Source organism: Denitrificimonas caeni, from assembly GCF_027498055.1.
Taxonomy (GTDB): domain Bacteria; phylum Pseudomonadota; class Gammaproteobacteria; order Pseudomonadales; family Pseudomonadaceae; genus Denitrificimonas.
The window spans coordinates 1,545,283-1,570,337 of sequence record NZ_CP114976.1; the positions used below are offsets into that span (position 1 = coordinate 1,545,283).

A 25,055-nucleotide genomic window follows, 5' to 3' on the forward strand; every position below is an offset into this window, starting at 1 on the left:
ACGCAAGGCGGCGTGTTTGTGACCGATGCTTATCTTGAAACTGTTGATTTAGCCTGTGAGCGTGATTGGCGCCTATTGTTTGAGCATCTGCAGGTCAGTGTAAAGCCTAAAGATATGCTGCAAATCAGTGGCCCCAATGGCAGTGGTAAAACCAGCTTGCTGCGCTTGATGTCTGGTCTTATGCGCCCGACTACAGGTGATGTATTGATTAAAGGTATCAGTATTGAGCAGCAACGTAATGAATTGGCGCATAATTTGTTATGGCTGGGCCATGCCGCTGGGATTAAAGGTTTATTAACTGCTGAAGAAAATCTTACATGGCTGGCTGCTTTGCACAATGGTGCAAGTCGTGAGCAAATCTGGCAAGCCCTTGCTGCTGTAGGCTTGGCTGGTTTTGAGGATGTGCCTTGTCACACTTTATCCGCTGGGCAGCAGCGCCGCGTCGGTTTAGCACGCTTATACCTTGATGCACCGGCGCTATGGATTTTAGACGAACCTTTTACAGCCCTGGATAAAGATGCGGTCACGCAGCTGGAAAAACATCTGGCTGAGCATTGTAATAATGGCGGGATGGTGGTGTTAACCACGCATCACCCTATACAAAATGTCCCCAGTACATTTCGAGAGCTGGATTTAGGGCAGGTGGCGCTATCATGAGCAATGTCTTCACCTTGATGCTGCTGCGCGAGACTCGCCTGATGTTTCGACGCCCAGCAGAATTGGTCAATCCACTGGTGTTTTTTGCTATCGTGATTGCGCTTTTTCCTTTGGCGGTTGGTCCAGAGTCGCAATTATTACAAACCTTATCGCCAGGCTTGCTATGGGTAGCAGCTTTGTTAGCGGTATTGTTATCATTGGACGGTTTGTTTCGCAGTGACTTTGAAGATGGCTCCCTTGAGCAATGGGTCGTTTCGCCGCATCCGTTGGTCGTCTTGGTTCTTGCTAAGGTGTTGGCCCATTGGCTGTATTGTGGTTTGGCTTTAGTAATGTTGTCACCCTTATTGGCTTTAATGCTGGGCTTGCCGGCTGATCGTATTCCAACGTTGTTGCTGTCTTTGTTGCTGGGTACGCCAGTCTTGAGTTTGCTGGGTGCCGTGGGTGCAGCATTGACCGTTGGCTTGAAGCGTGGGGGGATATTGTTGGCATTATTAATTTTACCGCTATACATTCCTGTGCTGATTTTAGGCAGTGGCGTTATTCAAGCAGCTTTACAAGGCTTGCCCACCGCAGGGTACTTATTGTGGATGGCCAGCCTAATGATGCTGACCCTGACGTTGGCACCTTTTGCTATTGCTGCAGGTTTGCGCATTAGCGTTGGGGAATAATAAGCGCCAAACTGAATGTTTTTATACGTAATACTAAGCTCGACACAGCAAGTGCGGCTGTCAGGCATTGCAGGGTTGATATTGAATAATTGTGAGTATCTCGATGAACTGGACGTGGTTTCATAAATTAGGCTCGCCTAAGTGGTTTTACGAAATAAGTGGGCGCTGGCTACCTTGGCTCAGTGTCAGCGCTGCGCTCTTGATTGTTATTGGCGGTGTCTTAGGTTTGGCCTATGCGCCACCTGACTATCAGCAGGGCAATAGCTTTCGTATTATTTATATTCATGTGCCTGCCGCTTTTTTAGCGCAATCCACTTATATTTCCTTGGCCATTGCCGGCATCGTGGGCTTGGTTTGGAAAATGAAAATTGCTGATGTGGCTGTGCAGCAAGCTGCGCCCATTGGTGCGTGGATGACGGTTATTGCCTTGGTCACTGGTGCAATTTGGGGGAAGCCCACGTGGGGCGCTTGGTGGGTGTGGGATGCGCGCCTAACCGCTATGTTAATTTTGTTGTTTTTGTATTTCGGAATTATTGCCTTAGGGCAGGCCATTACTAATCGCGATAGTGCCGCTAAGGCGTGCGCGATTTTGGCTGTTGTGGGTGTTGTTAATATTCCCATCATCAAGTACTCGGTAGACTGGTGGAATACTCTGCATCAGCCCGCAACTTTTACTGTGACTAAAAAGCCGGCCATGCCCATGGAAATGTGGTTGCCGTTACTGATCATGACCATTGGTTTTTATTGTTTCTTTGCCGCGGTATTGCTAGTGCGGATGCGTCTTGAGGTTTTACGCCGAGAATCACGCACCCGTTGGGCGCAAGCTGAGGTGGCACGGCAGATTGGGAGAAAAGTATGAGTTTTGATTCGTTTTCTGAGTTTTTAGCGATGGGTAACCATGGGCTTTATGTATGGACGGCCTATGGTATTAGTTGTGCAATCTTAGTGTTGAATGTGGTGTTGCCGCTTTTGGCCCGTCAACGGTACTTTAAAAATGAGGCGCGACGTTTGCGTCGGGAGGCTCAGCAGTGAATCCTATTCGTAAGAAACGTTTAACCATTATTATCGCGATCTTATTGGGTGTCGCGGCAACAGTGGGTTTGGGTTTGTATGCCATGCAGCAAAATATCAATCTGTTTTATACACCAACGCAAATTGCTGCGGGTGAGGCACCGGAAAATGTGCGCTTGCGTGCCGGCGGGCTGGTTAAAGTGGGGTCGGTACACCGTGATTCAGACACCCTAGATGTGGATTTTGTGGTGACCGATGGTGATGCTGATGTGACCATTCGCTATGGCGGTATCCTGCCGGACTTGTTCCGCGAGGGGCAAGGCATTGTCGCGCTTGGGCGTCTCAATGATTCCGGTGTTTTGATTGCTGAGCAAGTACTGGCTAAGCATGATGAAAACTACATGCCGCCAGAAGTGAGCAGTGCGTTAGAGAAAACTGGCATGCTCAAACATTATGAAGAAGGCCAAAAGGAAAAAACAAAATGAGTAGTGCGGCGTTGTATGTGCCGGAGTTGGGTCACTTAGCTCTGATCCTTGCATTGTGTTTTGCTGCTGTGCAGGCGTTCTTTCCTTTAGTGGGCGCTTGGCGCGGTGATCACCGCTGGATGAGCTTAGGACAGCCTGCAGCTTGGGGACAATTTCTGTTTCTAGCATTTGCGCTGGCATGCTTAACGTGGTCATTTATGCTTGATGACTTTTCAGTGGCTTATGTTGCTTCTAACTCAAACAGTGCTCTGCCTTGGTATTACAAGTTCAGTGCGGTTTGGGGCGCGCATGAAGGGTCTTTGCTGTTGTGGACAGTGATTTTGGCCGGCTGGACCTTTGCTGTGGCGATCTTTTCGCGGCAACTACCGGAAGAAATGTTGGCCCGCGTATTAGCGGTAATGGGCATCATCAGTATTGGCTTCTTGCTGTTTCTGATTGTGACTTCAAACCCTTTTGAGCGCTTGTTGCCGCAAATGCCGATGGATGGCCGTGACCTTAACCCGCTGCTGCAGGATTTTGGTTTGATTATTCACCCGCCAATGCTCTATATGGGCTATGTGGGCTTCTCGGTTGCCTTTGCCTTTGCGATTGCTGCGTTACTGGGCGGTAAGTTGGACGCCGCTTGGGCACGCTGGTCGCGCCCTTGGACATTAGTGGCCTGGGCATTTTTAGGCATAGGTATTGCCTTGGGCTCATGGTGGGCGTACTACGAATTAGGCTGGGGCGGCTGGTGGTTCTGGGACCCGGTGGAAAACGCATCCTTTATGCCATGGTTGGTCGGTACTGCGTTAATTCACTCTTTGGCCGTAACAGAAAAACGCGGTGTGTTTAAAAACTGGACCGTACTTTTGGCCATTGCTGCTTTCTCGCTAAGCTTGCTCGGCGCCTTCTTAGTACGCTCTGGTGTTTTAACCTCGGTGCACGCTTTTGCTGCTGACCCTGAGCGCGGGGTGTTTCTCTTAGTGTTCTTGTTGGTCGTGGTGGGAGCCTCTTTAGCGCTGTTTGTGCTGCGTGCGCCGGTGGTGAAAAGCAAAGTTGGCTTTGGTTTTTGGTCAAAAGAAACACTGTTGCTGATCAATAATATTATTCTTGTGGTCGCCACCGCGATGGTGTTGTTGGGTACTTTGTATCCATTGATTCTTGACTCATTAACAGGGGCCAAACTTTCGGTTGGCCCACCGTACTTTAATGCTTTGTTTGTACCCTTGATGGCAGTGCTGATGTTCGCCATGGCGGTGGGTATTATTACGCGCTGGAAGAACACGCCTGGTCAGTGGTTAATTAAAATGCTGGGCCCAGTTCTACTTTTAAGTGCGGTGCTAAGCGGCATTGGTAGCGTGCTGTACCGCGACTTTAATATTGCTGTGTTAGCGCTGTTCTTTGTCTGTGCTTGGGTGCTGTTAGCCAGTGTGCGCGACATCCTCGATAAAACTCGTCATCGCGGCTTATGGCGTGGTATGCGCTCATTAACGCGCAGTTACTGGGGGATGCAACTAGGTCACCTAGGTATGGTAGTGATGGCTGTGGGCGTAGTGCTGTCCAGCCAGTACAGTGATGAGCGGGATTTAAAAATGTCACCAGGTGACGCCTTAGATATGGGAGGGTATCGCTTCTTTTTTGAAGGTGCTGAGCACTACGAAGGACCGAACTTTATTTCTGATAAAGGCAGTATTCGCGTGTTTAAAAATGACCGTGAAATTGCTTTGCTGCACCCAGAAAAGCGCCTGTATGTCGTACAGCAAATGCCTATGACTGAGGCCGGTATTGATCCAGGCTTTACCCGCGACTTGTATGTTGCTATGGGTGAGCCGCTTGGTGATGGTGCTTGGGCTATTCGTGTGCACATCAAGCCTTTTGTACGTTGGATTTGGTTGGGCGCCTTCTTAACCGCTTTTGGTGGTGTGTTGTCAGCTATGGATAGACGCTACCGGGTTAAGGTGACTAAGAAAGTTAAGGAAACCCTAGGTTTGGCTGAGAAAGAGGAACGCGCGCATGTCTAAAGGTCGTTTAATCGCCTTGCTAGGCGTGGTATTTGGTGTGGTACTGTTCGCCGCTATGGCAATCTTTGGCATTAACAATGACCCAAGTAAATTGCCGTCAGCTTTAGTGGGTAAAACATTCCCAGCCTTCACAGCCAGCTCGTTGGATGATCCCGCGGTTGAAATTACCGAGGCGGATATCGTCGGTCGTCCAGCCTTGGTTAACGTTTGGGCGACTTGGTGCGTTGAGTGCAAAATTGAGCATCCAGTGTTTAATGACTTAGCAGAACAAGGTGTGGTGATCCATGGGATTAACTACAAAGACAATACTGACGATGCTAAGCGCTGGTTAAAAGACTATTTAAACCCTTACCAGTTAAATATCAGTGACCCTAAAGGGACTCTAGGTTTTGAATTAGGCGTGTATGGTGCCCCAGAAACCTTTTTAGTGGATAAAAACGGTCAGATTGTGCACCGCCATACTGGTGTGATTGATGAGCGTATGTGGCGTGAGAAGTTTGCCCCCATGTACCAGGAGTTACTCGACCAATGAAGCGCGTTCTTTATGCTGTGGGTTTGATGCTGGCTAGTCTTGGCCTAGCACAAGCCTCCATTGATACCTATGACTTTTCAACTCAGGCTGAACGAGATCGTTATCGCACCTTAGTTGAGGAGTTGCGTTGCCCAAAATGTCAAAATCAAAACATTGCGGATTCTGATGCGCCTATTGCCATGGATATGCGCGATGAAATCTTTAAAAAGCTTGAAGAAGGGCAAAGCAACGAAGAGATTGTCGGCTTTTTGGTGGATCGCTACGGCGATTTTGTGCGCTACAAACCACCGGTAAATAAAAGCACTTTGATCTTGTGGTATGGCCCCGCAGCCTTATTAGTGATTGGTTTTCTCATGGTGGCGGTGATTGTGCTACGTCGTCGCTCTTTGCGGGTTGGTAAAGATGAGCAGCAGTTGTCCGGTGATGAACAAGATCGCTTGGCAGATATTCTTAAGCAGTATAAGTAGGATACCCCATCGTTATGACACAGTTTTGGATTTACGCGGTGCTGCTACTGGTTGTAGCATTGCTTTTGTTGCTCTGGCCAGTACTCCGTGGTCGTAAAGATCAAACTGAAGAAGATCGGACCGCGCTCAATATTGCTTTGTATGAAGAGCATATTGCTGAGTTAGAAGCGCAGCATGCCAATGGCGCCTTGTCTGCAGAACAGCTTGCGGAAGGGCGGCTGGAGGCCAGTCGTGAGTTATTGGATGACACTGATGTTGGTCGGCCCAAGCAAAGTGTTAACTTGGGTAATGCGCTTCCCTTGATTGCCGCATTACTGGTGCCGATTGCCGGTTTGGGTTTGTATTTCCATTGGGGCGCTAGCGATAAGGTGGCCTTGACCCTAAGCTTGGCTGAGCAGCCTAAAACTGCCGCAGAAATGATTCAGCGCCTGGAAGATACCGTGCGATTGCAGCCAGAATCTGTGGATGCTTGGTACTTCTTAGGTCGCACCTATATGGCCGAGCAGCGTCCTCAGGAAGCGGCGCATGCTTATGAAAAAACCATTGAGCTGGTTGGTCGTCAGCCCGACCTACTGGGACAATTGGCGCAAGCACTATACTTTGCCAATAACAATCAGTGGTCAGCTGAGCTGCAAGCTTTAGTGGATGAAGCATTGCGTTTAGACCCCAATGAAGCCACCAGCTTAGGGTTAGTGGGGATTGCTGCGTTTGAGAATCAACGCTTCCAAGACGCCATTGATGCGTGGACTCGTCTTGCTAAAGGTCTTGATCCGCAAGATCCATCTTATGCCGCCATTCAAACTGGTATTGAGCGGGCACGTGCAGCCTTAGCCAATAGTCCGCAGGCCGAGGCCAGTAATGCCTCGCCACTCGATGCAGCTGCTGACAATGACTATCAGCTGGCGGTTGAGGTGGCCTTAGCCGATGCCTTGCTCGAGCAAGTGGCAGCCACTGATACAGTGTATGTATTCGCTCGCGCCGAAAATGGTCCGCCGATGCCCATTGCAGCAAAACGATTAACAGTTGCTGATTTACCGGTGCGCATTACCTTAACCGATGCTGATTCCTTGCTGCCTGACTTGAAGTTGTCGAGCATGGCCCGCGTCAAGCTGCAGGCCAGTGTTTCTAACACTGATAATGCTATGAATGCGCAGTGGAGCAGTGAGCCCATTGTGATTGATGCAACAGAAGAAGATGGCAAGCATGCTTTGCTGATTGATCAAAAGAACTGACTGTCGCACAGTCGTACCCCTAAGCCGCTTATCTGCAACTGCAATAAGCGGCTTAGTTGTTTTACCGCTAAGCATTTATTACCCACTTGAGCGTTGCCTATGACTAGAAAATTATTGACCGCTGAAGGCTATAAAAGACTTAAAAATGAGCTGGACTATCTGCACCGCGAATTGCGCCCAGAAATCACAGAAATTGTCTCTTGGGCTGCAAGTCTTGGCGACCGTTCGGAGAATGCAGATTATCAATACAATAAGCGTAAGCTGCGAGAAATTGACCGCAGAATACGCCACTTAACTAAACTGTTTGAGGTGGCTGAAGAGGTGCCATACAACCCAGTGCAAGAGGGCAAGGTCTATTTTGGTGCTTGGGTTGAGTTGGAGAATGACGACGAAGACAGCCTTCGTTTTCGCATTGTTGGCGATGAAGAGGTTTATGGTCGTAAAGATTATATTTCCCTGCGCGCGCCCATGGCTAAAGCCTGTCTGGGGAAAACAGTGGATGAAGACATTTTTGTGCAAACGCCTAGCGGTGAAGCGCACTGGTATATTGTCAAAATTGAGTACAATGCTGAGCCCGAGGCCCCTGCAGGTCTAGAGTAAAGGCTGCTTGTAGCCTTGCTGCGTGGTTATTATTTGCAACGCCAAAGTGCGCCATGACTTTATGCAGGTGCAAAAGGGCTTGTCGGATACTAGCGAAATGGGCAAGCTAAGGCCGTGTTTGGCGTTGAGCTGACAGTTCTTCAGTCCAGATGCACTGTTGTTGTCGGAGCCTGGAAATTTGCTCTGGCAAGGCCCAGCAGGGTTATAAAGCGTTTGATTTTTTTACTCAAAGAAGAGGTAAGCATATGGATATTATTAGCTTAATCATATTTTTAGCCATCGGTGCGTTAGTGGGTTGGCTAGCAGGTAAAATTTATAAAGGCAGTGGCTTTGGCATTATCGGTAATATTGTTGTCGGAATCGTCGGTTCGGTGTTGGGCGGCTTTGTCTTTGGCATGTTGGGAATTATTGCTGGCGGACTGCTAGGTTCTATTGTGATGGGCACCGTTGGTGCAGTTTTGCTTCTATTCCTAATTGGCTTAGTCAAAAAAAATAGCTAATACATAGGTTTTATAGTGCAGCAGTGCAGCTGTACGTGCTCTGAGCATTTGCTTGGTAATGAAAATGGCGGCAAGGTTATTTAATCTTGCCGCCATTTTTATGGTTGCGGGGCTTGTTGCAAGTCAACTGTTGCGCAAGATTTGCAGCGGGCTGCTACGAACCACTTGGCGGGTGCCGAGCATGCCCACAGCGCTAATCAGTACGGCACCAATGATGGGTAAAACAATTAACCATGGGTGCGGCTGCCAAACTAAGTCAAAAGCAAAGCGGTAGAGAATATAGCTGCTTATTTCACAGCCCAGCCACGCCAGTAAACCGCTACATGTACCAATTAAAGCAAACTCATTGCGCTGCGATTGCAGCAGTAATTTGCGTGAAGCACCGAGGGCGCGCAGTAAGGCTCCTTGTTGTACGCGCTCAGTCAGGGTGCTTTGCAAGCCTGCAACCAGCACAGTAATCCCCGCCGCCAACACAAAGAGTAAAATCAACTCGATTGCTAAAGTTACTTGCGCCAAGATATCACGCAGCTGACGTAGAACAGCATCCACCTGCAACAAGCTGACGCTGGGGAAGCGCTTGGATAAGTCTATGCGTGCTTGCTCAGAATGTTCTGGTAGGTAGAAGCTCGTCATGTAGGTGTGGGCAACGTCGCCCATCTGCTGTGGGTTGAAAATCACAAAAAAGTTGGGCTGCATACTGTTCCAGTCAACTGTACGTAGACTGCTGATGTGTGCAGGGTAGTCCTTGCCACCAATATGGAAGGTTAGCTGATCACCCACAGTAACTTTCAGTTCTTTGGCGAGATCGCGCTCCAGTGACACCTGATAACTGCCTTGGGCAATATTCATCGGGCTGGAATCCGACCACCACTGGCCAGCAACCACTTGATTGTTGTCAGGCAACTGCTCAGTCCAGGTGAGGTTTAAGTCACGCTGTAAAGTGCGCATCACGCGAGCGTCGGCATCAAACAGCTGCGAGGCTTGCTGGCCGTTGAGCTGAGTTAAACGCCCTAAAATAACTGGGTAGAGTGGCGCAGCATTGTTGCTGATGCTCTCAAGGTGAGCACTAAAGGCCGGTTGTTGTGCCGGTAAAATATTTACCGCAAAGTGATTCGGCGCTTGCACGGGTAGCTGAGCTTGCCAGTTGTCTAGCAGTTCGCTGCGTAATAAAACGATTAGCGCCATGGATAATAAGATCAAGGCAAATGCCATAATTTGCCCAACACTGTTAAGCGGGTAGCGCAGTAAGTGGCCCAGGCTTAAACGCCAAGCCAGGCCGCGTTTAGCCAGCCAAAAACGTAAGCTTTTTAAAGCAAAAAATAAACTGGTGCCTAAAACCAAGGCCGCACCGCCACCGCCAACAAGTAGGGCACTGGTTAAGCGCATGTCTAAGTTCAATTGCCACATTAATGCGGCTAGGGCAATCAGGACGCTGCCGTATAGCAACCAAGTGGCTGGGGCAAGAGGAATTAGATCTCGGCGTAAAACCCGCAGTGGGGCAATACGGCCCAGTGAGATCAGTGGTGGCAGCGCGAAACCGGCAAGCATTACCGCGCTGGTGGCGACTCCAGTGATGAAGGGCTGCAAACTGCCGGCGGGAATATCATTTGGCAGTAAATTAGCTAATAGCTCAAACAGGGCGAACTGCGTTAGCCAGCCAATAAGGGTGCCAATAAGGCTGGCGAATAAGCCAAGCAGCAGCAATTGCAAACAAAATAGCCACAGCGTATGTCGGCGTGACAAGCCAAAGCAGCGCAACAAGGCGGCTTGATCAAAGCGCTGCCGAGCGTAGCGGTTGGCAGATAAAGCTACGGCCACCCCAGCCAGTAAAATAGCCGCAAGGCTGGCTAGATTTAAATAGCTGGCAGCCCGCTCTAGAGCGCTGCTGACTTGTTGATTGCCATCCTCTAGGCCTTCCATGCGTTGATGGGGCAATAATGTGTCTTGCAAGGCTTGACGTTGCTGTTTGATCAATTCCGCATCGCCACTCCACAGTTGGCGATAACGCACACGGCTACCGGGCTGTAATACATCAGCAGCGGCTAAATCAGCTTGGTTGATCATGGCTCTAGGGGTGAAGCTCAGTAAGTTGCCGGCGCGATCGGGCTCATAGGTTAAAATGCGCGCCACGGTAAACTCAGCAGAGCCAATTTGCACGGTATCGCCAAGGCTTAACGCTAAGCTATTAAGCAGTTCTGCGTCGAGCCAGACTTCTCCCGGCTGTGGGCGGCCACCAGTGAGTTCTTCAGCGTATAGCTGGGTGCTACTGCGCAATTGGCCGCGCAATGGGTAGCTGTTATCCACGGCCTTAACGCTGGCCAGTTGCAAGTCATTTTGCGTGGCTAACATACTGGCAAATTGTACCGTTTGTGCGCTGTTTAAATGCTGACTAGGGGCTGTGTTCAGTTGCTCTGGCTGCGGCGGCTCACTGCTTGATAAGACTAAATCAGCCGCTAGGAACTCGCCAGCGCTGAGCTGCATCGCGCCCTGTAGGCGTTCAGCAAAATGGCCGATGGTGCTACTACTGGCAACGGCGATAACTAAGGCGAAAAGTAAAATACGCAGCTCAGGAGTGCGCCGCTCACGCACCAGTTGTTTGGCGGCAAGTTTTAATAAAGCGCTGAATGTCAGTTGCATGTTTGCTCCACTTGGCGTCCAGCCTCTAAGCGCAGGGACTGCTGGCAGCGCGCTGCGAGTTTGTCATCGTGGGTGACTAAAACCAGTGTGGTGCCCAGCTCTTTATTCATCGCAAATAAAAGCTCAGTGATGGTTTCACCAGTTTGGCTATCAAGGTTGCCAGTGGGCTCGTCGGCAAAGAGTACCTCAGGCTCAGTGGCAAAAGCGCGAGCTAAAGCCACACGCTGCTGTTCGCCACCAGACAAAAGATTGACGGGGTGCTTTAAGCGGCTTTCTAAACCAACGCGGATCAATAATTCACGGGCACGCTGCTCTGGATTGGCATGTCCAGCCAACTCCAAAGGTAGCATCACATTTTCTAAGGCGTTTAAACTGTCGAGCAAGAGAAAGGCTTGAAAGACGAAACCCACATGCGCAGCCCGTACCGCGGCTCGTTGGTCTTCATCTAAACTGCTCAAGTCATGTCCGGCTAAGGCTACTGTGCCGCTGGAGGGGAGATCAAGACCGGCCAGTAAACCTAATAAAGTTGATTTGCCTGAACCAGAACGGCCTATAATGGCCAGCGAATCACCTGCTTTTAGGCTAAAAGATACGTCATCAAGAATTGTCAGCTGTCCTTCTGTTGAAGGAACCTTTTTGCTAAGGTGCTGGGCACTAAGAATATTATGAGTCATGAGGTTTCCAATGCGTCAATGGATAGCAACGATATGCTTAATTGTGCTGAGCTCTTTGGGCACCGCACAAGCTGCAACTGTCTTGGTGGTGGGCGATAGTATCAGTGCTGCCTACGGACTGGAAACCCAGCAAGGTTGGGTTGCCTTACTGCAAGAGCGCTTAACCGAGCAGGGTGCTGACTTTAAAGTGGTGAATGGCTCAATCAGTGGCGAAACCACTGCGGGCGGTTTGGCACGATTTGCTGATTTGCTGGCTGAAAATAAACCTGAGTATGTGGTGATTGAACTGGGTGGCAATGATGGTCTGCGTGGCCTATCACTCACCCATATCTCGGCAAACCTTACGGATATGATTCGCCAGGCACAGGCACAAAATGCCCAAGTGCTTTTACTGGGTATGCGTCTGCCAGGTAATTACGGCAAGTTGTACACCACAGCCTTTTTTAATATGTATCAGTATATTGCCGAGAAAGAGCAGGTGGCGTTAGTTGATTTCTTTTTAGAAGGCGTTGGTGGGGTGGATGGCATGATGCAAGAAGATGGTGTGCACCCAACTTTAGCAGCGCAGCCCCTATTGCTAGAAAATGCTTGGCAAGGTCTAGCTCCTTTGTTGTCGACGCAGAGCGCTACAGAGGTTGAGTAAATAACAATTTTTCCAGGGGGCTGTTACAAATTGCGATTTTAGGCTAATGTAGCGACCGTTTTTTAGGGGCTCTACATGGCACGCTTGGTGTGGTCTTTACATGCTTATCAGATTATTTTGCCGGACGAGCAAATGGATCTGTTCGCCTGTCAAAAAGAGCGTGTGCACGCAGTCAGCCGACAACTTGAGCTCGATAGCAACGTTGATCGTACCTTGTGTGGCAGCTTGCTCCCAGCCCAGCCACACTGGCAGGCTTTGGAGCGGCAGTTGTTACGGGCGGCGCGTTTTTGTCCGGTTTGCCGTGAAAAGATTCAGGCGCAACGTAAAAAAGCACAGCCCGGCTGGCAATCAGCTTAAAGGGTTGCGCATAAATTGCGCAGATCCCGTACTATACAGCGGCTTACTTAAATTCTTATCGGTAGGGTTACTTTCATGTTATTAAGCATATTAGCGCCTAAGTCATTGCGGATATCTTGCCTCTCAATGCTTTGCGCAACACCTTTTGCATCAGCTTTAGAATTGCCTCTGCCGCCAGCTGGCGAAGATGTAGTGGGTGCAGTGCAAGTGATTGAAGCCCGCTATGAAGATACCTTTGCTGATCTGGGCAAAACCCATGATCTAGGTTACTTGGAGATGGTCGCAGCCAATCCTGGCGTGGATGCTTGGTTGCCCGGTGCAGGTACTGAGATCATCTTGCCCACTCGCTATATCTTGCCGCCTGGCCCGCGCGAGGGGGTGGTGATCAATTTGGCTGAGTATCGCTTGTATTACTACCCAAAAAATAAACCAGTGGTTTACACCTACCCTTTAGGTATTGGTCGTGAAGGTTGGGATTCGCCGATTAGCAACACGACCATTACTGTGAAAACACCGAATCCGGGCTGGACGCCGCCGCAGTCTATATTGCGCGAGCATGCTGAGGCGGGTGATCCTTTGCCGGCCTATGTACCCCCAGGGCCAGACAACCCGCTCGGGCCTTATAAGCTGACTTTAGGGCTGCCGGGCTACTTAATTCACGGCTCAAATAAAAAGTTTGGTATTGGTATGCGCGTGAGCCATGGTTGTTTTCGCATGCTTAACCATAACGTCTTGGAGCTTGCCGACTTAGTGCCAGTGGGAACTAAAGTGCGAATTATTAATGAGCCGTATAAGTTTGGTATGTCTGAAGGTAAACTGTACCTAGAGGCGCATGAAACGCTCAGTGATGATGGTGAAGTGTCCGTGGTAGATAAGCATGCAGCGGTAGTTAATGTGCTGCTCAAGCGTGAAGATATTCAAGATGCACACCGCTTAGACTGGGAGTTGGTGCGTGAGGTTGTGGCGGCGCAAGTGGGTATGCCAATACCTATCACTGAGCCAATAAGTGTTGCGCAAGGCAATGAGGTGGTCAGTCAGTAAATTACAATCGGCTGCGCAAGTGCAAATGTATTTGACAAATATTTACATCTGTATAGAATACGCGGCCATTGCAGGCACATAGCTCAGTTGGTTAGAGCACCACCTTGACATGGTGGGGGTCGTTGGTTCGAATCCAATTGTGCCTACCAAATATTACAAAAGGTCGCCGAGTGCGGCCTTTTGTGTTTTTAATGCAAGCAAATACATCTGCTTGCACTTCCCAGTGAATCCGGTTGATTTGAGACGGGGACAACCCTCTGCCACGGTACGGCAGGTAGGCTTCAAGTTAATCGCTCTTACTGGCTCATCCCACCCATGTGGCCTTTTGTAGGGGTCACCACTAGGCAGAGGAGGCGCCATGCCCGTAATTACTCTCCCTGACGGCAGTCAGCGTACATTTGAACATCCAGTCACTATTCTTGAAGTTGCCCAGTCGATCGGTGCAGGACTGGCTAAGGCCACGGTTGCTGGCCGTGTCAATGGCCGCTTGCTGGATGCTACAGACTTAATTACTAGCGATGCTGCGCTGTCAATTATTACCCCGAAGGATCCGGAAGGCGTTGAGATTATCCGCCACTCTTGTGCGCACCTGGTGGGGCATGCGGTTAAGCAGTTATTTCCCGAAGCTAAAATGGTCATTGGCCCGGTCATTGACGATGGTTTTTATTATGACGTAGCCATTGAACGTCCTTTTACTCCAGATGACATGCAGGCCATTGAAAAACGCATGACGGAGCTGATTAATCAAGATTACGATGTGATTAAAAAGCTCACGCCCCGCGCAGAAGTGATTGATATTTTTACCCAGCGTGGTGAAGACTATAAGTTGCGTTTGATTGAAGATATGCCTGAAGAAACAGAGATGGGCTTGTATTTTCACCAAGAGTACGTGGATATGTGCCGTGGCCCGCACGTGCCCAATACGCGCTTTTTGAAATCGTTTAAGCTGACCCGCTTCTCTGGCGCCTACTGGCGTGGCGACTCAAAAAATGAGCAGCTGCAGCGCATCTACGGCACCGCTTGGTCGGATAAGAAACAACTCAATGCTTATATGAAACGCATTGAGGAGGCAGAGAAACGTGATCACCGCAAGCTCGGTAAGCGTTTGGACCTGTTTCATATGCAAGAGGAAGCGCCAGGCATGGTGTTCTGGCACCCTAATGGCTGGACTCTGTACCAAGTGCTTGAACAGTACATGCGTAAAGTGCAGCGTGAGAATGGCTACTTGGAGATTAAAACTCCACAAGTGGTTGATCGTATCCTTTGGGAGAAATCAGGGCATTGGGCGAACTACGGGGAGAATATGTTTCTCACCCAGTCTGAGTCCCGTGATTATGCAATTAAGCCGATGAACTGCCCGTGTCACGTCCAGGTCTATAATCAAGGCTTAAAAAGCTACCGTGAACTGCCGTTGCGTTTGGCTGAGTTTGGAGCCTGTCACCGCAATGAGCCTTCAGGCGCGCTTCATGGTATAATGCGTGTGCGCGGTTTCACTCAAGATGATGCGCACATTTTCTGCACTGAAGAGCAGATGCAAGATGAATCCGCAGACTTTATTCGCTTAACGCAAAAAGTGTATGAGGATTTTGGCTTCACTGATATCGAATTAAAATTGTCCACGCGCCCTGAACAGCGTGTCGGTACCGATGATCAGTGGGATCGTGCTGAGAAAGCACTTGCACAAGCACTGGATTCTGCTGGCTTAGAATATGAGCTGCAAGAAGGTGAGGGCGCATTCTACGGACCGAAAATTGAATTTTCCTTACGCGATTGCTTAGGTCGTGTTTGGCAGTGCGGTACTTTGCAGTTAGATTTTAACTTGCCAGTACGTTTAGACGCTGAATATGTGAGTGAAAGCAACGATCGCAAACATCCAGTGATGTTGCACCGTGCAATTTTAGGTTCATTTGAACGTTTTATTGGTATTTTAATTGAGCATTATGAGGGCGCCTTTCCGGCTTGGTTGGCACCTGTGCAAGCGACAATTATGAATATCAGTGAGAAACAAGGTGAATTTGCTCAAGAAGTAGAAAATAAATTACTTAAAAGTGGATTTAGAGTCACCAGTGACTTGAGAAATGAGAAGATCGGCTTTAAAATCCGCGAGCACACTTTGCTCAAAGTTCCTTATTTGCTAGTTATTGGTGATAGGGAAGTTGAGACACAAACTATTGCAGTCCGCACCCGTGGTGGTGAAAATCTCGGCAGTATGTCGATTGACCAATTTAGCGAGTTGCTTGAGACTGCAATTTCCCGGCGTGGTCGCCAAGATTTGGAGTGATAATTATCAAGCGAGATATGAGACAAGACAGACGAGCTGCCCCTAAGGCACCCATTAATGAGAACATCACAGCCCGCGAAGTGCGCCTGATTGGTGCAGAAGGTGAGCAGGTCGGGGTCGTCTCGATTGATGAAGCTCTGGCCGCAGCTGATGAAGCTCGATTGGATCTGGTAGAAATTTCAGCTGATGCAGTACCGCCAGTGTGCCGCATCATGGACTATGGCAAGCACTTGTTTGAGAAAAAGAAACAAGTGGCTGCAGCTCGAAAGAACCAGAAACAAGTACAAATTAAAGAAGTAAAGTTTCGACCAGGGACGGAAGACGGGGATTATCAGGTAAAACTACGCAACCTGATACGTTTCCTAGAAGATGGGGATAAAGCCAAGGTTTCATTACGATTCCGCGGCCGAGAGATGGCCCACCAGGAGCTGGGAATGGAGTTGTTGAAGCGGGTCGAAGGTGACCTTGCGGAATACGGCACCGTTGAACAGCATCCTAAGATGGAAGGACGCCAGTTAATAATGGTCATCGCCCCCAAAAAGAAAAAATAACCCCCTAGGGCAGCGGCAGGCCTTAAGGTTATGCGTATCAATCTGAATGCGGAGTATTCAACATGCCAAAGATGAAAACGAAAAGCGGCGCTAAAAAGCGCTTTAAAGCGACAGCAAATGGTTTCAAGCATAAACACGCTTTCAAGAGTCACATCTTGACCAAAATGACAACAAAACGTAAACGTCAACTACGTGGTACATCGATGATGCACCCAAGCGAAGTTGCTCGCGTTGAACGCATGTTGCGTGTTCGTTAATTTAGGTCTGGATAAATAAAGGTAATATTTTATGGCTCGTGTAAAACGTGGTGTGTTAGCCCGCCGTCGTCACAAAAAAATCTTGAAACTTGCTAAAGGTTACTATGGAGCGCGTTCACGCGTCTTCCGCGTAGCTAAGCAAGCGGTTATTAAGGCTGGTCAGTACGCATACCGTGACCGTCGTCAGCGTAAACGTCAATTCCGTGCTTTGTGGATTGCTCGTATCAATGCTGGTGCACGTATCAATGGTTTGTCTTACAGCCGTTTCATTGCTGGCTTGAAAAAGTCTTCAATCGAAATCGACCGTAAAGTACTGGCTGACTTAGCAGTAAACGAAAAAGCAGCATTTGCTGCAATTGTTGAAAAAGCTAAGTCCGCTTTGGCCTAAGTTTTTAAACATTGCGACATGCGTTTTTTGATAAGGGAAGGGCTCAGGCTCTTCCCTTATTTCGTATAGAATCCCAATTTTATAAGTTATAGCAAGAGCACCTTGCAAAGCGCGCGGGCTGTGTTTTGCAAGGTCCTCTGGAGTAATGTATGGATAATCTTGATGCGCTGGTGCAGCAGGCGTTAGCAGCCGTAGCACAAAGCGAAGAGTCGCAAGCGTTAGAGCAACTGCGTGTTCACTATTTAGGTAAAAAAGGTGAAATCACCCAGCTGATGAAGCAACTGGGTAAATTGTCAGCTGAAGAGCGCCCGCAAGCCGGCGCCCTGATCAATGCTGCCAGAGAGCAGGTGCAAACAGCTTTAGCAGAGCGTAAACAGTTTTTAGATAACCTTGCGTTAGAGAAAAAACTTGCCGCGGAAACCCTTGACGTCACTCTCGCTGGTCGCGGCCAACAAAGCGGTGGCTTACACCCAGTCACCCGCACCCTTGAGCGCATCGAGCAGTTTTTTAGCAAAATCGGCTACGGTATTGCTGAAGGCCCTGAAGTTGAAGATGATTATCACAACTTTGAAGCCTTAAATATTCCTGGTCATCACCCCGCGCGGGCGATGCATGACACCTTCTATTTCAATGCCAATATGCTGCTGCGCACTCACACTTCACCCGTGCAAGTGCGCACCATGGAAGCTCAGCGCCCGCCGATTCGTATTGTTTGCCCAGGCCGCGTCTACCGTTGTGATTCTGATATCACCCACTCGCCGATGTTCCACCAAGTGGAAGGCTTGCTAGTTGATCAAGACATTAGCTTTGCTGATTTGAAAGGTACTATCGAAGAGTTTTTGCGGGTGTTCTTTGAGAAAGATTTAGGCGTGCGTTTCCGCCCTTCGTTTTTCCCCTTTACGGAGCCGTCCGCTGAAGTGGATATGCAGTGTGTAATGTGCAATGGCGAAGGTTGCCGCGTGTGCAAGCAAACCGGTTGGTTGGAGGTGATGGGTTGCGGCATGGTGCACCCCAATGTCTTACGTATGTCGGGCATTGACCCAGAAGAGTTCCAAGGCTTTGCCTTTGGTATGGGCGTTGAGCGCTTAGCCATGCTGCGTTATGGCGTAAATGATTTGCGTCTGTTCTTCGATAACGATCTAAGGTTTTTAAGCCAGTTTAACTAGGTCGATACCCTTTTAAGTTTAGGAGAACAGTATGAATTTCAGTGAACAGTGGTTACGTAGTTTAGTTGATCCGCAAGTTGCCCGTGATGAGTTAGTGGCGCGTTTATCCATGGCCGGTTTAGAAGTGGAAGCGGTCACTCCGGTGGCTGGAGAATTCAGCGGCGTGGTGGTGGGGGAGGTGCTCAGCGTTGAGCAGCACCCTGATGCCGATAAGTTAAAAGTTTGCCAGGTCAGTGATGCTGAGCAAACAGTACAAATTGTCTGTGGTGCACCCAATGTGCGGGCCGGATTGAAAATACCTTTTGCTCGGGTTGGCGCGGTATTGCCAGGTGCTTTTAAAATCAAAAAAGCCAAGCTGCGTGGTGTTGAGTCATTCGGCATGCTTTGCTCGGCCAGTGAGTTACAAATCAGCGATGAAAACGATGGTCTGCTCGAACTGCCTGCTGATGCGGTTGTGGGGCAGTGTGTGCGTGAGAGTCTGAATCTCAATGATGTCAGTATTGAGGTGGACTTGACCCCTAACCGTGGCGATTGTTTGTCATTGCAAGGCTTAGCCCGTGAAGTGGGGGCTTTATATAACGTGCCAGTGCAGTTGTCCGCGATTACCGCTGTACCTGCCAGTCATGAGCAAACAGTTGCTGTTGAGTTGGCCGCAGTTGAGGCTTGTCCGCGCTACGCTGGCCGAGTCATTACTGGGGTTGATTTAACCCAGCCGACACCTGCGTGGATGGTTGATCGTTTGCAGCGCAGTGAGATTCGCAGCATTGATGCAGTGGTGGATGTCACCAACTATGTGATGTTGGAGTTAGGTCAGCCGCTGCATGCGTTTGATCTAGCGCAAATCCACGGCGGTATTTGTGTGCGCATGGCGCAAGACAATGAGGCAATCACTTTGCTGGATGGCCAAGAGATTAAGCTCAAAGCCAATACTTTAGTCATTGCTGATCAGCAGCGCGCATTGGCGATTGCCGGTGTGATGGGTGGTGAAGACAGCGGCGTCGAAGTGGGCAAGACTACGGATATTTTCCTAGAAAGTGCCTTCTTTGAGCCGATCGCCATTGCCGGTAAAGCCCGCTCTTATGGCTTGCATACCGATGCGTCACACCGTTTTGAGCGTGGCGTAGATTGGCAGCTACCTGCGCAAGCCATTGAGCGTGCCACAGAGTTATTGCTCAGCATAGTGGGCGGCAGTGCAGGGCCGGTTGTAGTCACAGAAGATACGCAACATTTACCACAAGTTGCGCCGATAACCTTACGTGCGCAACGGGTTGAACAGATGTTTGGCCTCACCTTAACCGATGCGCAAATTGAAAGTTTGCTCACGCCTTTAGGTTTACAGCTCACTGCGCAAGGTGCTGGGGTGTGGAGCGTGGCAGTTCCAAGTCATCGCTTTGATATCAGCATTGAAGTGGATCTGCTGGAAGAAATTGGCCGCTTGTATGGCTATGATCAGTTACCGGTACGCTACCCAGCGGCACGCTTAGCACCGCAAGCGCAGGCTGAAGCGCAAGCGCGTTTGCCGGAGCTACGCCGTTTGTTGGTGGCCCGTGGTTACCAAGAAGCCATTACCTATAGCTTTATTGAGCCGCAGTTGTTTAGCGCATTTCATCCTGAGCTAAAGGCGCTGACGCTAGCTAATCCAATTTCTGCTGAATTATCAGTGATGCGTGCTTCTTTATTGCCAGGTTTGCTGAAAGCTTTGCAGCATAACCTCAACCGTCAGCAAGATCGTGTGCGCTTATTTGAAAGTGGCCTGCGTTTTGTTGGGCAACTGGATGACCTCAAGCAGGAGCGTATGCTCGCTGGGGTTATTACCGGTGCACGTTTACCTGAGGTTTGGACGCACGGCAGCGATAACGTTGACTTTTATGACATCAAAGGTGATGTTGAAGCTTTACTTGGCGCTGCTGGTGATAGCGACAGCTACACTTTTGTCGCCTGCCAACAGCATGCCTTTCACCCGGGCCAATGCGCACGCATTGAGCGCAATGGTGAGGTCGTAGGGTATGTGGGTACTTTGCATCCGCAGCTGGCTACTGAGTTGGATATTGATCAGCAAACACTGATGTTTGAAGTTCAATTGGATGCCATTAGTAGCGGTCGTTTGCCTGCTTTTAAAGAGTTGTCACGCTTCCCCGAAGTGCGCCGCGATTTGGCTTTAGTGGTGAAGGCTGAGGTGCCGGCCCAGCAACTTATGGAAGCCATGCGCAGTGCTGCCGGAGAGTGGTTGACGCAGATACGTCTATTTGATGTCTATCAAGGTAAGGGCGTAGAGGAAGGTTGCAAAAGTTTAGCAGTTGGCTTGACCTGGCAGCATCCTTCACGCACTCTAACTGATGATGAGGTCAGCGCTGCAACACAAGCGATTTTAACCTTGTTGTCAGATCAGTTTGCGGCAATCTTGAGGAAGTGAGTATATGGGGGCTTTAACGAAAGCAGAAATGGCCGAACACCTGTTTATGGAGATCGGCCTCAATAAGCGTGAAGCCAAAGAGTTGGTGGACACCTTCTTTGAAGAGATTCGTTTAGCCCTCGAAAACAACGAGCCGGTCAAGTTATCCGGCTTTGGTAACTTTGAGTTGCGCGATAAAAGTCAGCGTCCAGGACGTAACCCGAAGACTGGCGAAGAAATACCCATTAGCGCTCGTCGCGTGGTAACTTTTCGTCCAGGGCAAAAGCTACGTGATCGAGTAGAGACCTATGCTGGAACCTAGTCATAATAATGAACTACCAGCCATTCCGAATAAGCGCTACTTCACCATAGGTGAGGCCAGTGAGTTGTGCGCTGTTAAACCCCATGTCTTGCGCTATTGGGAGCAGGAGTTTGAGCAGTTGGCTGATATTAAGCGCCGTGGGAATCGTCGCTACTATCAGCGCCATGATGTGCTGATGATTCGTCAAATCCGAGGTTTGCTGTATGAGCAAGGCTTTACTATTGGTGGTGCTCGCCAGCGCTTATCGAGTAGTGAAGTGCGTGATGAAAGCAGCCAGTCCAAGCAAATTATTCGACAAATGATTTCCGAGCTTGAGGATGTGCTACAACTGCTGCGTAGTTAGGCAAATGAGTTAAGCCCCTCGCTTAGGGGCAGCAGGTGAAGCGCCTGCGGGTGTTACATGTTTGATGTGATAAGTCTTAAGAAACTATAAAAACACCTTATCATTTAATTAGCATCAAAAAGAGGATGCCGCGTGTCATCAGTCACTATTGTCGTATTCATTCTCGTAGGCATTGTTGCACTGTTTTTGATTGGCTATATCAATCATTTGCTTGAAAAATCAAAGTTGGATAAAGCCCGGCGCAAGGCTGAACTTATTGATCGTTACCGCCGCTGTGCAACTTTATCAAGCACTTTACCGGGGCAGTTGATGACGGTTGAGCTCAAGCAGCTTTTGAATAGACTGGAGTTGCACTTTGTTGATGAACTGACCCGCGTTGATCGACAAGAGCCAAAGCATCAGGTACGGGCCGAGGAGTTACGCCAGCTTATGGCTAAGACTGCTGACGTGCCAATCAGCAATCCAGCAGTTAAAATTATGACTGATGAGCAAGCTAAAGATGTGCGCTTTCAGCTTGAAACCTTGCAAACACAAATTATCCGCGCCGCGCAAGAAAAAATCTTACCCAATGCACAGGCCAAGCAGTGGCTGAGCCAAGTTCGGCACATGCTGGTGGCAGTTTATATCGAGTACTTTAATAATGTTGGTCGCCAGCAGTTGGAGCTCAATCGCCCCAATCAGGCGCGCTTAGTGTTTGAGCGGGCAGTGCAATACTTGAAAAAACAAAAGGACCCAGCGCCGTATAAACAACATCTTGCTCAGTTTGAGCAATTACTCGAGCAAGCCAATGGAGCGATGCAAACACAGCTATCCCCACAAGCTGCTCAGGCAAGTGAGCTCACGGCAGGTCTAGAGTTGCAAGACAAGCATGAGGATTGGAAGAAGAAACAAATGTACGATTAACTCTGCTGCGCCAGTGCGCAGTTGTGACCGTTGTTAGTCATCGCGTCACTTTTGGGTTTAAGATTGTTTCGTGCATTTTTTGTGAATAAGGTCATAATAGAGTCTTTAAATTTGACTGGGTAGTTCTATTATGCAGAAAGAATCGCGTAAGGTTCGCGAGTTTCGTCGTCGTGAGCAAGAGATTTTAGATACGGCTCTGAAATTATTTCTTGAGCATGGCGAAGACTCGGTTACCGTAGAAATGATCGCTGATACCGTGGGTATTGGTAAAGGCACCATTTATAAGCATTTCAAATCCAAAGCGGAAATTTATTTACGCCTGATGCTCAACTATGAGCGTGAGCTCAATGAACTGTTTCATTCTGATACTGTGGCCAGTGATAAAGAAGCACTTTCGCGTGCTTACTTTGCCTTCCGGATGCGTGACCCGCAGCGTTACCGGTTATTTGACCGTCTTGAAGAAAAGGTTCTGAAAGGCCATCAAGTGCCGGAAATGGTTGAGCAATTACACACCATTCGAGCCTCTAACTTTGAGCGTTTAACCCGTTTAATTGAAGGACGCATTGAAGAGGGCAAGCTGGAAGATGTGCCGCCTTACTTCCATTACTGTGCGGCTTGGGCTTTGGTGCACGGTGCGGTTGCGCTCTACCATTCGCCGTTCTGGAGTAATGTGCTTGAGGATCAGGAAGGCTTTTTCCAGTTTCTGATGGATATTGGTGTGCGCATGGGTAACAAGCGCGTTAAGCGTGATGATGCTGGCGAAGAAGTGATTGAGCCAAGTGTCGAGGAGTAGTTGTTAATGCCTATTCAATATATTGAGCCGGTGTTTCGTCCACCCAGTGAGGCGCAGTCGTTAATATTGCCGGTGACTAATGGTTGCTCATGGAATAAATGTACGTTTTGCGAGATGTACACTGCACCGCAGAAGAAGTTTTCGGTGCGCGATGAAGCGCAGGTGTTAAGTGAGATTAAGCAGGTCGCTGAACAAATGATTGTGCAGCGGGTGTTTCTTGCCGATGGTGATGCTTTAGCGCTGTCGACGCGGCGCTTGCTGACAATTTTGCAAGCTATTCAAGAGCACTTGCCCACGGTGAATCGGGTCACCAGCTACTGCTTGCCGAGCAACTTAAAAAACAAATCTGTCAGCGAGCTACAAGAGCTGGCTGATGCCGGTTTAAAAATGGTTTATGTCGGTGCCGAGTCCGGTGATGATGAGGTGCTGGCTAGGGTCAATAAGGGTGAAACCTATGCCTCCACCTTAAGTGCTTTAACTAAGTTAGGTGAGGCCGGTATTGTCCGCTCCGTGATGATCCTCAATGGTTTGGGTGGACGCTCATTGAGTGCGCAGCATGCGGATCAGTCCGCTGCCCTAATGAATGCAGCGCAACCCGAGTATCTATCGACCTTAGTGGTTAGCTTTCCTTTAGGTGATGCGCGTTTTAAAGAGCGCTTTACTGATTTTGAGCCACTTGATCAGCATGGTTTGTTTATTGAGTTACAGCGTTTAATGAGCCAGTTAGAGCTTAACAATACTGTGTTTCGCAGTGATCATGCGTCTAATTATTTACCCCTTAAGGGCACTTTAGGGGTTGATAAACAACGCATGCTTGCGCAATTGCAACAAGCCATCGAGCATCCAGATACAATGGCTTTGCGGCAAGAGTGGCAGCGCGGTTTGTAAGGATAAATGCTGTTCAAGGTCTGCATTGGCGCAAAACCTGCTAGTCAAGTAACAGATGCTATTTTTTGACGCGAGAAGAGGGTGTTGTATGCGCCAATTACTCCTGGTGGTGCTGGCAGTTATGCTGGCCTCCTGTATGAAAGTGAGCGACTTAACCGCTGAGGCAGAGTATCACCTGCGTGATATTGGCTTGCTTAATTACACTGAGCTCAAGCGGGCGAATACGTGGCGCTTGCAAGATGATTCTTATATTTATATTAGCCAAGGTCACTTTGTCCCATTGGGGCATCCAAGTGCTCAGCCCAATATTGTGGCGCAAGAATCTTTCAATGCCTTTATTGAATACTTTCCGCGCTTGAGTCGCTCGCCAACGCCGCTTGGCTATGAAGAGGCGCTCAGCGCTGCCCGTACAGCAGGTGCAGATTATTTGCTGTATACCCGTTTTGCCCAAGGCAATGACCGCATTGGTAATTGGGATGAGTTTAAAAGTAGAAAAGATACTGGCGCACGCATCGGCGTCGATCGCGGTTCAATTCACTTGATGCTGGTTGAGGTCGGTACCGGTCAACTTATAGATACCGCCAATATCCGCAATCGAGGCGGTTTTTTACGATTTTATAACACTAAGCCTGAAGACATGATTCGCCCAGCCATGCGTGACTATGCGCGGCGCTTGTTAGGTTTAAACTCTTAAGTAAGGTTTTCTTATGTCCAGCCATGTCAGCCCACACATCTTGCAACGTCTGGCCCAAAGCGCAGAGCGCTTGGCATACAGTGCGGATTGGCAGCCCACGCAGCGCGGTGACAGTGAGATGCGTATTGCCCGTGATGGGCGCTGGTTTTATCAGGGCAGTGAAATTGCCCGTCCCGCCTTAGTGCAACTGTTTTCCCGCTTACTGCGCCGTGAAGGTGAGCAGTATTTTTTAGTCACGCCCGTGGAAAAGCTCAGTATTGAGGTGGAAGACGCGCCTTTTGTTTCGGTCAGTTTGACTGTGGAGGGCGAGGGCAGTGCGCAACAGGTGTATGTTACGACCAACTTGGGCGACAGTTTGGTGATTGGCCCGCAGCATCCATTGCGAGTTAAAACTGACCCGGATAGTCAGGAGCCAGCACCCTATGTATCCATTGGCGATGATCTAGCGGTGCTGTTACAGCGCAGTGATTTTTATGCGTTAGTGGAGTACGGGGTAGAGCAGACGCAAAATGCTAAACAAGTTCTGGGGGTGTGGAGTCAGGGTGAGTTCTATTTGCTGGGTGAGCTGTGAGG

29 protein-coding genes and 1 tRNA gene are annotated in these 25,055 nt (G+C 49.2%); 28 read left to right on the top strand and 2 right to left on the bottom strand.

The window, feature by feature from the left end; all coding sequences use genetic code 11:
- Positions 1–18 precede the first annotated feature (18 nt).
- The 11 genes from ccmA to O6P33_RS07395 all read left to right on the top strand — a co-directional run bounded on the left by ccmA (position 19) and on the right by O6P33_RS07395 (position 8,152).
- Positions 19–657, top strand: a complete 639-nt coding sequence (ccmA, locus tag O6P33_RS07345) for a cytochrome c biogenesis heme-transporting ATPase CcmA (protein WP_269817142.1) — start codon at positions 19–21, stop codon at positions 655–657.
- Positions 654–1,325: a heme exporter protein CcmB gene (ccmB, locus tag O6P33_RS07350; protein ID WP_269817143.1), complete on the top strand. Its 672-nt coding sequence runs from the start codon at positions 654–656 to the stop codon at positions 1,323–1,325. The genes ccmA and ccmB overlap by 4 nt, the downstream gene beginning before the upstream one ends.
- Before the next feature lie 103 nt (positions 1,326–1,428).
- Positions 1,429–2,184 carry a heme ABC transporter permease gene (locus O6P33_RS07355; protein WP_269819488.1) on the top strand — a complete coding sequence of 252 codons (756 nt, stop codon included), beginning with the start codon at positions 1,429–1,431 and terminating at the stop codon, positions 2,182–2,184.
- Entirely contained in the window at positions 2,181–2,357 is a 177-nt protein-coding gene (ccmD, locus tag O6P33_RS07360) for a heme exporter protein CcmD (protein ID WP_269817144.1), read from the top strand. The genes O6P33_RS07355 and ccmD overlap by 4 nt, the downstream gene beginning before the upstream one ends.
- Positions 2,354–2,821, top strand: coding sequence for a cytochrome c maturation protein CcmE (gene ccmE / locus O6P33_RS07365; protein WP_269817145.1), 468 nt, complete (start codon positions 2,354–2,356; stop codon positions 2,819–2,821). Before ccmD ends, ccmE begins: the two co-directional genes overlap by 4 nt.
- Complete coding sequence (locus O6P33_RS07370; protein ID WP_269817146.1) at positions 2,818–4,821, top strand: heme lyase CcmF/NrfE family subunit; 2,004 nt, start codon at positions 2,818–2,820, stop codon at positions 4,819–4,821. Before ccmE ends, O6P33_RS07370 begins: the two co-directional genes overlap by 4 nt.
- A 10-nt stretch (positions 4,822–4,831) precedes the next feature.
- Entirely contained in the window at positions 4,832–5,353 is a 522-nt protein-coding gene (locus tag O6P33_RS07375) for a DsbE family thiol:disulfide interchange protein (protein WP_420094985.1), read from the top strand.
- Positions 5,350–5,820 carry a cytochrome c-type biogenesis protein gene (locus tag O6P33_RS07380; RefSeq protein WP_269817148.1) on the top strand — a complete coding sequence of 157 codons (471 nt, stop codon included), beginning with the start codon at positions 5,350–5,352 and terminating at the stop codon, positions 5,818–5,820. The genes O6P33_RS07375 and O6P33_RS07380 overlap by 4 nt, the downstream gene beginning before the upstream one ends.
- A gap of 14 nt (positions 5,821–5,834) precedes the next feature.
- Positions 5,835–7,052, top strand: a complete 1,218-nt coding sequence (gene ccmI / locus O6P33_RS07385) for a c-type cytochrome biogenesis protein CcmI (protein WP_269817149.1) — start codon at positions 5,835–5,837, stop codon at positions 7,050–7,052.
- A gap of 99 nt (positions 7,053–7,151) precedes the next feature.
- Positions 7,152–7,652, top strand: a complete 501-nt coding sequence (greB, locus tag O6P33_RS07390; protein ID WP_269817150.1) for a transcription elongation factor GreB — start codon at positions 7,152–7,154, stop codon at positions 7,650–7,652.
- 245 nt (positions 7,653–7,897) lie between these two features.
- On the top strand, positions 7,898–8,152 hold the full coding sequence (locus tag O6P33_RS07395) for a GlsB/YeaQ/YmgE family stress response membrane protein (RefSeq protein WP_269817151.1): 255 nt from the start codon (positions 7,898–7,900) through the stop codon (positions 8,150–8,152).
- Positions 8,153–8,275: 123 nt separating this feature from the next.
- Here the strand turns inward: O6P33_RS07395 and O6P33_RS07400 are convergent, their stop codons facing one another.
- Both O6P33_RS07400 and O6P33_RS07405 read right to left on the bottom strand, forming a co-directional pair.
- On the bottom strand, positions 8,276–10,789 hold the full coding sequence (locus O6P33_RS07400; protein ID WP_269817152.1) for an ABC transporter permease: 2,514 nt from the start codon (positions 10,787–10,789) through the stop codon (positions 8,276–8,278).
- Positions 10,780–11,463, bottom strand: a complete 684-nt coding sequence (locus O6P33_RS07405; RefSeq protein WP_269817153.1) for an ABC transporter ATP-binding protein — start codon at positions 11,461–11,463, stop codon at positions 10,780–10,782. Before O6P33_RS07405 ends, O6P33_RS07400 begins: the two co-directional genes overlap by 10 nt.
- Before the next feature lie 10 nt (positions 11,464–11,473).
- On the opposite strand from O6P33_RS07405, the gene O6P33_RS07410 reads away from it, so the two are divergent.
- The 17 genes from O6P33_RS07410 (at position 11,474) to O6P33_RS07490 (ending at position 25,053) form a co-directional block, all read left to right on the top strand.
- Positions 11,474–12,106 (top strand): arylesterase, encoded by a 633-nt coding sequence (locus tag O6P33_RS07410; RefSeq protein ID WP_269817154.1) that lies wholly within the window; start codon positions 11,474–11,476, stop codon positions 12,104–12,106.
- Between the two features lie 75 nt (positions 12,107–12,181).
- On the top strand, positions 12,182–12,463 hold the full coding sequence (locus O6P33_RS07415; RefSeq protein WP_269817155.1) for a hypothetical protein: 282 nt from the start codon (positions 12,182–12,184) through the stop codon (positions 12,461–12,463).
- A 126-nt stretch (positions 12,464–12,589) separates the two neighbouring features.
- Positions 12,590–13,504: a L,D-transpeptidase family protein gene (locus O6P33_RS07420; RefSeq protein WP_269817156.1), complete on the top strand. Its 915-nt coding sequence runs from the start codon at positions 12,590–12,592 to the stop codon at positions 13,502–13,504.
- A gap of 72 nt (positions 13,505–13,576) precedes the next feature.
- Positions 13,577–13,653: transfer RNA gene (locus O6P33_RS07425), tRNA-Val, on the top strand.
- Between the two features lie 209 nt (positions 13,654–13,862).
- Positions 13,863–15,785: a threonine--tRNA ligase gene (gene thrS, locus O6P33_RS07430; RefSeq protein WP_269817157.1), complete on the top strand. Its 1,923-nt coding sequence runs from the start codon at positions 13,863–13,865 to the stop codon at positions 15,783–15,785.
- Positions 15,785–16,336 (top strand): translation initiation factor IF-3, encoded by a 552-nt coding sequence (infC, locus tag O6P33_RS07435; protein WP_269819489.1) that lies wholly within the window; start codon positions 15,785–15,787, stop codon positions 16,334–16,336. Before thrS ends, infC begins: the two co-directional genes overlap by 1 nt.
- A gap of 62 nt (positions 16,337–16,398) precedes the next feature.
- The gene (rpmI, locus tag O6P33_RS07440; protein WP_269817158.1) at positions 16,399–16,593 is read left to right on the top strand and encodes a 50S ribosomal protein L35; all 195 of its coding nucleotides are present in this window, start codon (positions 16,399–16,401) and stop codon (positions 16,591–16,593) included.
- 31 nt (positions 16,594–16,624) lie between these two features.
- Positions 16,625–16,981, top strand: a complete 357-nt coding sequence (gene rplT / locus O6P33_RS07445) for a 50S ribosomal protein L20 (RefSeq protein WP_269817159.1) — start codon at positions 16,625–16,627, stop codon at positions 16,979–16,981.
- A gap of 149 nt (positions 16,982–17,130) precedes the next feature.
- Entirely contained in the window at positions 17,131–18,147 is a 1,017-nt protein-coding gene (gene pheS / locus O6P33_RS07450; protein WP_269817160.1) for a phenylalanine--tRNA ligase subunit alpha, read from the top strand.
- 31 nt (positions 18,148–18,178) lie between these two features.
- Positions 18,179–20,560, top strand: coding sequence for a phenylalanine--tRNA ligase subunit beta (pheT, locus tag O6P33_RS07455; protein WP_269817161.1), 2,382 nt, complete (start codon positions 18,179–18,181; stop codon positions 20,558–20,560).
- A 4-nt stretch (positions 20,561–20,564) separates the two neighbouring features.
- A complete protein-coding gene (ihfA, locus tag O6P33_RS07460; protein ID WP_269817162.1) occupies positions 20,565–20,861 on the top strand; it encodes an integration host factor subunit alpha in 297 nt (98 codons plus the stop codon).
- On the top strand, positions 20,848–21,204 hold the full coding sequence (locus tag O6P33_RS07465) for a MerR family transcriptional regulator (RefSeq protein WP_269817163.1): 357 nt from the start codon (positions 20,848–20,850) through the stop codon (positions 21,202–21,204). Before ihfA ends, O6P33_RS07465 begins: the two co-directional genes overlap by 14 nt.
- Before the next feature lie 132 nt (positions 21,205–21,336).
- The gene (locus tag O6P33_RS07470) at positions 21,337–22,107 is read left to right on the top strand and encodes a hypothetical protein (protein ID WP_269817164.1); all 771 of its coding nucleotides are present in this window, start codon (positions 21,337–21,339) and stop codon (positions 22,105–22,107) included.
- 130 nt (positions 22,108–22,237) lie between these two features.
- A complete protein-coding gene (locus O6P33_RS07475) occupies positions 22,238–22,900 on the top strand; it encodes a TetR/AcrR family transcriptional regulator (RefSeq protein ID WP_269817165.1) in 663 nt (220 codons plus the stop codon).
- Positions 22,901–22,906: 6 nt separating this feature from the next.
- Entirely contained in the window at positions 22,907–23,788 is an 882-nt protein-coding gene (locus tag O6P33_RS07480; protein ID WP_269817166.1) for a radical SAM protein, read from the top strand.
- 88 nt (positions 23,789–23,876) lie between these two features.
- Positions 23,877–24,482, top strand: coding sequence for a DUF4823 domain-containing protein (locus O6P33_RS07485; protein WP_269817167.1), 606 nt, complete (start codon positions 23,877–23,879; stop codon positions 24,480–24,482).
- A gap of 13 nt (positions 24,483–24,495) precedes the next feature.
- Positions 24,496–25,053: a DUF1285 domain-containing protein gene (locus O6P33_RS07490; protein WP_269817168.1), complete on the top strand. Its 558-nt coding sequence runs from the start codon at positions 24,496–24,498 to the stop codon at positions 25,051–25,053.
- The last annotated feature ends 2 nt before the right edge of the window (positions 25,054–25,055 follow it).

What these genes read in the sequence shown, in the direction of transcription:
- O6P33_RS07405 (WP_269817153.1), bottom strand. Translation starts at nt 11,463, where the DNA reads ATGACTCATAATATTCTTAGTGCCCAGCACCTTAGCAAAAAGGTTCCT.
- pheT (WP_269817161.1), top strand. Translation starts at nt 18,179, where the DNA reads ATGAATTTCAGTGAACAGTGGTTACGTAGTTTAGTTGATCCGCAAGTT.
- O6P33_RS07490 (WP_269817168.1), top strand. Translation starts at nt 24,496, where the DNA reads ATGTCCAGCCATGTCAGCCCACACATCTTGCAACGTCTGGCCCAAAGC.
- O6P33_RS07415 (WP_269817155.1), top strand. Translation starts at nt 12,182, where the DNA reads ATGGCACGCTTGGTGTGGTCTTTACATGCTTATCAGATTATTTTGCCG.
- ihfA (WP_269817162.1), top strand. Translation starts at nt 20,565, where the DNA reads ATGGGGGCTTTAACGAAAGCAGAAATGGCCGAACACCTGTTTATGGAG.
- O6P33_RS07400 (WP_269817152.1), bottom strand. Translation starts at nt 10,789, where the DNA reads ATGCAACTGACATTCAGCGCTTTATTAAAACTTGCCGCCAAACAACTG.
- ccmB (WP_269817143.1), top strand. Translation starts at nt 654, where the DNA reads ATGAGCAATGTCTTCACCTTGATGCTGCTGCGCGAGACTCGCCTGATG.
- O6P33_RS07475 (WP_269817165.1), top strand. Translation starts at nt 22,238, where the DNA reads ATGCAGAAAGAATCGCGTAAGGTTCGCGAGTTTCGTCGTCGTGAGCAA.
- O6P33_RS07370 (WP_269817146.1), top strand. Translation starts at nt 2,818, where the DNA reads ATGAGTAGTGCGGCGTTGTATGTGCCGGAGTTGGGTCACTTAGCTCTG.
- ccmI (WP_269817149.1), top strand. Translation starts at nt 5,835, where the DNA reads ATGACACAGTTTTGGATTTACGCGGTGCTGCTACTGGTTGTAGCATTG.
- O6P33_RS07420 (WP_269817156.1), top strand. Translation starts at nt 12,590, where the DNA reads ATGCTTTGCGCAACACCTTTTGCATCAGCTTTAGAATTGCCTCTGCCG.
- greB (WP_269817150.1), top strand. Translation starts at nt 7,152, where the DNA reads ATGACTAGAAAATTATTGACCGCTGAAGGCTATAAAAGACTTAAAAAT.
- rplT (WP_269817159.1), top strand. Translation starts at nt 16,625, where the DNA reads ATGGCTCGTGTAAAACGTGGTGTGTTAGCCCGCCGTCGTCACAAAAAA.
- rpmI (WP_269817158.1), top strand. Translation starts at nt 16,399, where the DNA reads ATGCCAAAGATGAAAACGAAAAGCGGCGCTAAAAAGCGCTTTAAAGCG.
- thrS (WP_269817157.1), top strand. Translation starts at nt 13,863, where the DNA reads ATGCCCGTAATTACTCTCCCTGACGGCAGTCAGCGTACATTTGAACAT.
- O6P33_RS07485 (WP_269817167.1), top strand. Translation starts at nt 23,877, where the DNA reads ATGCGCCAATTACTCCTGGTGGTGCTGGCAGTTATGCTGGCCTCCTGT.
- pheS (WP_269817160.1), top strand. Translation starts at nt 17,131, where the DNA reads ATGGATAATCTTGATGCGCTGGTGCAGCAGGCGTTAGCAGCCGTAGCA.
- O6P33_RS07480 (WP_269817166.1), top strand. Translation starts at nt 22,907, where the DNA reads ATGCCTATTCAATATATTGAGCCGGTGTTTCGTCCACCCAGTGAGGCG.
- O6P33_RS07380 (WP_269817148.1), top strand. Translation starts at nt 5,350, where the DNA reads ATGAAGCGCGTTCTTTATGCTGTGGGTTTGATGCTGGCTAGTCTTGGC.
- O6P33_RS07465 (WP_269817163.1), top strand. Translation starts at nt 20,848, where the DNA reads ATGCTGGAACCTAGTCATAATAATGAACTACCAGCCATTCCGAATAAG.
- O6P33_RS07410 (WP_269817154.1), top strand. Translation starts at nt 11,474, where the DNA reads ATGCGTCAATGGATAGCAACGATATGCTTAATTGTGCTGAGCTCTTTG.
- ccmD (WP_269817144.1), top strand. Translation starts at nt 2,181, where the DNA reads ATGAGTTTTGATTCGTTTTCTGAGTTTTTAGCGATGGGTAACCATGGG.
- O6P33_RS07395 (WP_269817151.1), top strand. Translation starts at nt 7,898, where the DNA reads ATGGATATTATTAGCTTAATCATATTTTTAGCCATCGGTGCGTTAGTG.
- O6P33_RS07355 (WP_269819488.1), top strand. Translation starts at nt 1,429, where the DNA reads ATGAACTGGACGTGGTTTCATAAATTAGGCTCGCCTAAGTGGTTTTAC.